The sequence below is a fragment of the Mesorhizobium sp. M7A.F.Ca.CA.002.05.1.1 genome, from assembly GCF_003998335.1.
Classification (GTDB): domain Bacteria; phylum Pseudomonadota; class Alphaproteobacteria; order Rhizobiales; family Rhizobiaceae; genus Mesorhizobium.
Window position 1 is genome coordinate 1 of the sequence record NZ_RZQI01000294.1, and the last position, 6,468, is coordinate 6,468.

Annotated in this window: 7 protein-coding genes; 4 read left to right on the plus strand and 3 right to left on the minus strand. The window is 64.5% G+C overall.

What is annotated here, in order from left to right; all coding sequences use genetic code 11:
* The coding region (locus EN939_RS16470) for a heterodisulfide reductase-related iron-sulfur binding cluster (protein WP_245473104.1) at positions 1-366 on the plus strand (366 nt) is incomplete at its 5' end.
* Positions 367-382: 16 nt separating this feature from the next.
* Here the strand turns inward: EN939_RS16470 and EN939_RS16475 are convergent.
* Together EN939_RS16475 and EN939_RS16480 are read right to left on the minus strand one after the other, a co-directional pair.
* Positions 383-1,303, minus strand: a complete 921-nt coding sequence (locus EN939_RS16475; protein WP_127268830.1) for a bifunctional 5,10-methylenetetrahydrofolate dehydrogenase/5,10-methenyltetrahydrofolate cyclohydrolase — start codon at positions 1,301-1,303, stop codon at positions 383-385.
* A 261-nt stretch (positions 1,304-1,564) separates the two neighbouring features.
* Positions 1,565-2,302: a L,D-transpeptidase gene (locus EN939_RS16480; RefSeq protein ID WP_127268831.1), complete on the minus strand. Its 738-nt coding sequence runs from the start codon at positions 2,300-2,302 to the stop codon at positions 1,565-1,567.
* Positions 2,303-2,517: 215 nt separating this feature from the next.
* On the opposite strand from EN939_RS16480, the gene EN939_RS16485 reads away from it, so the two are divergent.
* A complete protein-coding gene (locus EN939_RS16485) occupies positions 2,518-3,156 on the plus strand; it encodes a DNA-3-methyladenine glycosylase I (RefSeq protein WP_127268832.1) in 639 nt (212 codons plus the stop codon).
* Positions 3,157-3,158: 2 nt separating this feature from the next.
* On the opposite strand, the gene EN939_RS16490 is transcribed toward EN939_RS16485, so the two are convergent.
* On the minus strand, positions 3,159-3,410 hold the full coding sequence (locus EN939_RS16490; protein WP_127268833.1) for a hypothetical protein: 252 nt from the start codon (positions 3,408-3,410) through the stop codon (positions 3,159-3,161).
* A 459-nt stretch (positions 3,411-3,869) separates the two neighbouring features.
* Between EN939_RS16490 and hisS the strand changes: the two genes are divergently transcribed.
* Both hisS and EN939_RS16510 read left to right on the plus strand, forming a co-directional pair.
* On the plus strand, positions 3,870-5,372 hold the full coding sequence (hisS, locus tag EN939_RS16500; protein ID WP_127268834.1) for a histidine--tRNA ligase: 1,503 nt from the start codon (positions 3,870-3,872) through the stop codon (positions 5,370-5,372).
* A 255-nt stretch (positions 5,373-5,627) separates the two neighbouring features.
* A partial coding sequence (locus EN939_RS16510; RefSeq protein ID WP_127268835.1) for an ATP phosphoribosyltransferase regulatory subunit occupies positions 5,628-6,468 on the plus strand: 841 nt, incomplete at its 3' end.

A 6,468-nucleotide genomic window follows, 5' to 3' on the forward strand; every position in this document is an offset into this window, starting at 1 on the left:
CTTCTCGCCTCTCACTCGGCCTGTTCCATGCAGCACGGCCAGAAGATCACCCGCCAGCCGAAGGAACTGCTGGCCAAGGCCGGCTTCATCGTGCGCGAGCCGCGTGAAGGACATCTCTGCTGCGGCTCCGCCGGCACCTACAACATCCTGCAGCCCGAGATCTCGGCCAAACTGCGCGACCGCAAGGTGAAAAACATCGAGGCGACGGGGGCTTCGATCGTCGCCACCGGCAACATCGGCTGCATCACCCAGATCGCTTCCGCCGCGAAGCTGCCGGTGGTGCACACGATCAAGCTGCTCGACTGGGCCTATGGCGGACCAAAGCCGGAAGGCGTTCGGGAAGAGAGCCTGATCGCCGCGGAGTAGGGCGCCAGCCCCAGCGCTACTCTGCCGCGAGCCTGTCCGCCGTACCGTAGGTCGCCTCATAAAGCGCACGCTGGCGGCTGAGCGCCACCATGGTGTTGCGCAGCAGGATGGCGACCGTGATCGGGCCGACACCGCCCGGCACCGGTGTGATCCAGGAGGCGACCTCGCGCACGCTTTCGGTGTCGACGTCGCCGACGATGCGGCTGGAGCCGTCGGGGCCGATTTCGGAATTGATGCCGATGTCGATGACGGCAGCACCCGGCTTGACCATGTCGGCCTTGATCAGCCGCGGCTTGCCGACGGCGACGAACAGCGCATCGGCACGTCGCGCATGGGCGGCGACCGACCGCGTCATGTGATGGCACACGGTCACCGTCGCGCCTTCGCTCATCAGCAGGAAGGCGATCGGCTTGCCGACGATTTCCGAATGGCCGACGATGACGACTTCCAGTCCCTTGAGGTCGAGGCCGGTTTCCTTGAGCAGTTCGACCGAGGCGGCCGCCGTGCAAGGCGCGAGATCGAGCTGATTGTAGACGATGTTGCCGATCGAGGCCGGATGCATGCCTTCGACATCCTTGAGCGGATGCACCGCCGCCTGCAATGTCCTGATCGGGATATGCACCGGGACCGGCCGCTGGATGATGATGCCGGTGACGCGCGGATCGGCATTCAGGCCGTGAATGGCCGCTTCCAACTCGCCTGCCGTGATGGTGGCGGGAAAGCGCCGCTCCTCGAAATCGATGCCGGCGAGCTCAGCCTTGGCGCGCTGGTTGCGCACATAAACATCCACCGCATCGGTGTCTCCGACGGTGATCGAGACCAGCTTGGGGGGAAAACCCTCGGCTTTGGCGATCGCTGCGTCCTCGGCAACGGCGGCGATGATGCGCTGGGCGACCGGGCCGCCCTTGAGATAACGGCTGTCTTCGGACAGGGGCATGGGTGAACTCTTTTGTGGAACTAGCCACCGAGATAGCAAAAGAATGCGGTAAAGGGCAGCATGAAAGCGAACCGCTATGCCCGTTGCGCGACGCGTGGGTGACCTTTGCCCTCGATTTCTGCTCAAAAACGGAAAGGGCAGCGCGGTTTCCCGTGCTGCCCTTCCTGACCGGCCGCATCCCCATACGGCCCGTCCCCCGTTATCCCTAAACTGGCCTCGAAAAGCGGACTGCTTTGCTGGCCAGGTGATTCGCAAGGATTATTATATCACCTCGACCGTGGTTCCGACATTGACCCGCTCATAAAGGTCGACGACGTCCTCGTTGCGCATGCGGATGCAGCCTGACGACACCGCGCCGCCGATCGTCCACGGCTGGTTGGTGCCGTGGATGCGGTATTCGGTCGTGCCGAGGTAGAGCGCGCGGGCGCCAAGCGGGTTCTCCGCGCCGCCGGCAAGATAGGTCGGCAAATAGCGGCCCTTGGCGGCTTCGCGCTTGATCATCTGCGCCGGCGGGCGCCAGTCCGGCCACTCGCGCTTGCTGGTGATCTTGTGCGTACCCGACCATTCGAAGCCCGGCTTGCCGGTGCCGACGCCATAGCGCCTTGCCTTGCCGTTCTTCTCGACGAGGTAGAGGAAGTTCTGGGTGGTGTCGATGACGATCGTGCCCGGCTTCTGGCCTCCGTCATAGTCGACTTCCTGCGGCAGGTAGATCGGGTTGATCTGAGGACGCGCGAGCATGCGCTTGGCCGGCGGCTGCACCGCCGCCGTCTGCACCCGGTCGGGCTGCGCCAGGCGCAGGCGCCGCTGTTGCTGCACCACCTGGCGGTTCTGGCGCACGATGCCGGGTGCCTGGCCAAGCTGCAGCACCCAGGGTGCGGAAAGGTCGGGGCTCACCATTACCGGCGGCCTGTCGGCATAGCGGTCGCCGGCGGTGGAGGGTGTGACGCCGGCGGCAAACACAGCCACGGCGCCGAGCACGGGAAACAGAACTGTCTTCATCGTAACGCACCTTGATCGTCTGATACAAAACGGGTGGAAACGTCCTCCCGGTTCGGCGATCATTGGCGCGCAAGCAGCAACCGAAACATGAATCGGAATGCGTAAAATGCGGAACTGTCGGTAAACCTTTTGGTGTGGTTACCGCAGGGTTCAGGAATCTGGTAAAGCCGCAGTAAATGCCGCGCAAAAGCGCGTTAACGAACGGATTTTGGCTTATGGACAAGGAAAACACCGGCCTGCTCGCCGGTCCCGACGGTGTCGCGCGCTGCTTCTGGCACGGCAATCTGCCCGACTATCTGCACTACCACGATCATGAATGGGGCCGGCCTGTGGCCGACGACCGCAGGCTGTTCGAAAAGATCTGCCTCGAAGGCTTTCAGTCGGGCCTGTCGTGGCTGACCATCCTGCGCAAGCGGGAGAATTTTCGCGAAGCCTTCGCTAATTTCGAGTTCGACAAGGTCGCCGCCTTCACCGACAAGGATGTCGAACGCCTGCTCGGCAATGCCGGCATCATCCGCCATCGCGGCAAGATCGTCTCGACCATCAACAACGCCAAGCGCGCCCGCGAAATGGCCGACGAATTCGGCTCGCTGGCCGCCTGGTTCTGGAAGTTCGAACCCGGTAAGGACGAGCGGCCGCAAATCGTCGACCTCGCCCATCTGCGCGCCAACCCGACAACGGCCGTCTCGGTGCGGATTTCGAAGGAGCTGAAGAAACGCGGCTGGAGCTTTGTCGGCCCGACCACGGTCTACGCCTTCATGCAGGCCATGGGCCTGGTCAACGACCACCTCGAGGGCTGCGTCTGCCGCAAAGAGGTCGAGAAGCAGCGGAAGGCTTTCAGGCGGCCGAAATAGGCTCAGGTGCCGTTGGCGCTGGCCAGCACCAGGCCGGCGACGATCGCCACCACCGTGGCCACGGTCGGATAGATCACCAGCAGGCCGGTCATCAACGCGTCGCGCATGGATGGTCCCTTGCCGGTCTCGCCGGGCACTTCGAACGGGCCGGCAGCCTGGCTGATCATTTTCGGGGCGTTGATGTCGGCCGGGCGCAGGCGTGCGGGCAATTCGGCATCGCTGTCGATGGCGTGGAATCTTGCTGTGCTGGTCATGGCCGCGAACCCCTCATTTCCCGCGCTTTATCGGCGACGATTGTGTCGGCACAATGCCGTACCCGTGGCGGGATTGTTTCATTTTCGCTGCGTTTTGTTTCAGAGCTTGGCTCGGTGGTAGGCCCAAATCTTGGTCGTTCTGCGCCGCCCCTCATCGCCCTGCCGGGCACTTCTCCCCGTATAGCGACGGGGAGAAGGACGCCCTCGTCGATGGTTTCGCCAGTCGTCCAGGTTGCAAGAGAATGCCCGAGTCCGCGTTCAGCTCTCTTCTCCCCGTCACTATACGGGGAGAAGGTGCCGGCAGGCGGATGAGGGGCGGCGCTGTACTTGCAAAGCTATCGAACTGTTCCTAGCCACCTCGTAGAGAGGGTGCAAACCCTTGCTGGTCCTCGCCGCTTCGGTTAGGACACGCCCACTCGCAATATGTCATCGATTACTTAGCAAAAAAGACCCCAGCTCATGGCCGACAAATCGGAAAAGACGAAAGCGCGACTGCCGCGCGGTTTTGCCGACCGCAGCGCCGAGGACATCCGCGCCGTCGAGAAGATGATGGCGACGATCCGCTCGGTCTATGAGCTTTACGGTTTCGAACCGGCAGACCAGCCGCTGATCGAATACACCGATGCGCTCGGAAAATTCCTGCCCGACCAGGACCGGCCGAACGAAGGCGTGTTCTCCTTCCAGGACGATGACGACCAGTGGCTGTCGCTGCGCTACGACCTGACCGCGCCGACGGCCCGTTTCGTCGCCGAGAATTACGAGCGCCTGCCCAAGCCTTACCGCAGCTATCGCTCCGGCTGGGTGTTCCGCAACGAGAAGCCAGGCCCCGGCCGCTTCCGCCAGTTCATGCAGTTCGACGCCGACACGATCGGTACGCCGGGCGTGGCCGCCGACGCCGAGATGGCGATGATGATGGCCGACGTCATGGAAGCGCTCGGCATCAAGCGCGGCGACTACGTCATCCGCGTCAACAACCGCAAGGTGCTGGATGGCGTGCTGGAGGCGATCGGCCTCGGCGGTGAGGAGAATGGCGGCCGCCGGCTGACGGTCCTGCGCGCGATCGACAAGCTGGACAAGCTCGGGCCGGAAGGCGTGAAGCTTTTGCTTGGCCCGGGCCGCTGGGACGGCGGCAAGGAGGGCGAAGGCGACTTCGCCAAGGGCGCCGGGTTGAACAACGGGCAAGCCGAGGCGGTTCTTCTCGCGACTGCGAGGACCATACAAGCCGGCCAGGATTCCACGGTCAGTTCGAACGCCATCTACCAGGAAGGCGTCGGCGAACTCGCCACGATTAAAGCGCTGGTCAGGGCGGCGGGATATGGCGAGGACCGTATCGCCATGGACCGCTCGGTCGTGCGCGGCCTCGAATACTACACCGGCCCCGTCCTCGAAGCCGAGCTTCTGGCCGAAATCCCCAACGAGGACGGCCAGATCGTACGCTTCGGCTCGGTTGGTGGCGGCGGCCGCTACGATGGCCTTGTTTCCCGCTTCCGCGGCGAGCCTGTGCCGGCGACCGGCTTTTCCATCGGCGTCTCCAGGTTGATGACCGCGCTGAAGAACCTCGGCAAGCTCGACGCCTCGGACGTGATTGCTCCTGTCGTCGTGCTGGTGATGGACAAGGACACCGACAGCCTCGGCCGCTACCAGAAGATGGTGGCGGAGCTGCGCGCCGCCGGCATCCGTTCCGAAATGTATCTCGGCGGCGCCGGCATGAAGGCGCAGCTCAAATATGCCGACCGGCGCGGCTGCCCGGTCGCCATCATCCAGGGCGGCGACGAGCGCGCCAAGGGCGAGCTGCAGATCAAGGACCTGATCGAAGGCGCGCGCATGTCTGCCGAAATCACCGATAACGCCGAATGGCGCGCCGCGCGCCCGGCGCAGGTGACGGTGGCGGAGGGCGAGCTGGTCGCCGAGGTGAAGAAGATTTTGGCGGCGCAGGCCGAGGAGAGGGCGCGTGGCAAGTAGAGGCCGCGTTCTACGGCGCCCCCCTCTGTCCTGCCGGACATCTCCCCCTCTAGGGGGGAGATTGGCAGCTTGGCCGAAGGCATTCTCCTTGCAACCTTTGAGATTGGCGAAAGCCGAGCCGACATCTGATCTACCCCCTAGAGGGGGAGATGCCCGGCAGGGCAGAGGGGGGCGCCGTAGAGCGCCGGCCTTCGCCTGGATCGTTGGCGCCTCTGGTTTGGGACCAGAGGGTCGTGCAGCACTGAGGTCAGCAAGTTGACCTCCCGCACCCCCGCCATCTCCACCGACATCACCAACCTCTTCGCCACGCGCAACACGCACGCCGTCGAGGTCGCCATATTGCAGCCGGCGGACCCCTTCCTCGACATGGCCGGCGAGGATTTGCGCCGCCGCATCTTCCTGACCGAAAGCGAGACCGGCCAGACGCTGTGCCTGCGGCCGGAATTCACCATCCCCGTCTGCCTCGACCACATAAGCTCGCAGGCCGGCACACCCCGCCGATATTCCTATCTCGGCGAGGTGTTTCGACAGCGCCGCGAAGGCGGCAACGAGTTCTTCCAGGCCGGCATTGAGGATCTCGGTGACCGCGATACCGCTGGAGCCGATGCCCGCTCGGTAGCCGACGCGCATGCGCTGCTGTCGCTGGTGCTGCCTGGTCAGGCGCTGGCGATCACGCTAGGCGACCAGACCATTTTCGAGGCGGTTTTTGCTGCCCTCGGCCTGCCGCGCGGCTGGCGCATGCGCCTTGCCCGTGCGTTCGGCTCGGCGCCGATGCTTGAGACGGCTCTCGCCGATCTCGCCAACCCGCCGCGCAACGGCCAGCTTTCCGGGCCGGTCGCCGCCCTCGTCCTCGATGGTGATCTGGACGGTCTTTCCGCCCATATCGCCAGCGGCATGGAAGAGGCGCGCCTGTCGGCGTCCGCCGGACGCGCGCCGTCCGACATTGCCCGGCGGCTGATCGAGAAAGCCGAGTTGCGCAGCGTTCGGTTGTCGAGCGGGGCCTTTTCCGCGCTGAAGGATTTTCTGGCGATCGACGTTCCGCTTGATGGCGCGGCCCAGGCACTGGAGACCTTCGCCACCGGCGCCGGGCTGTCGC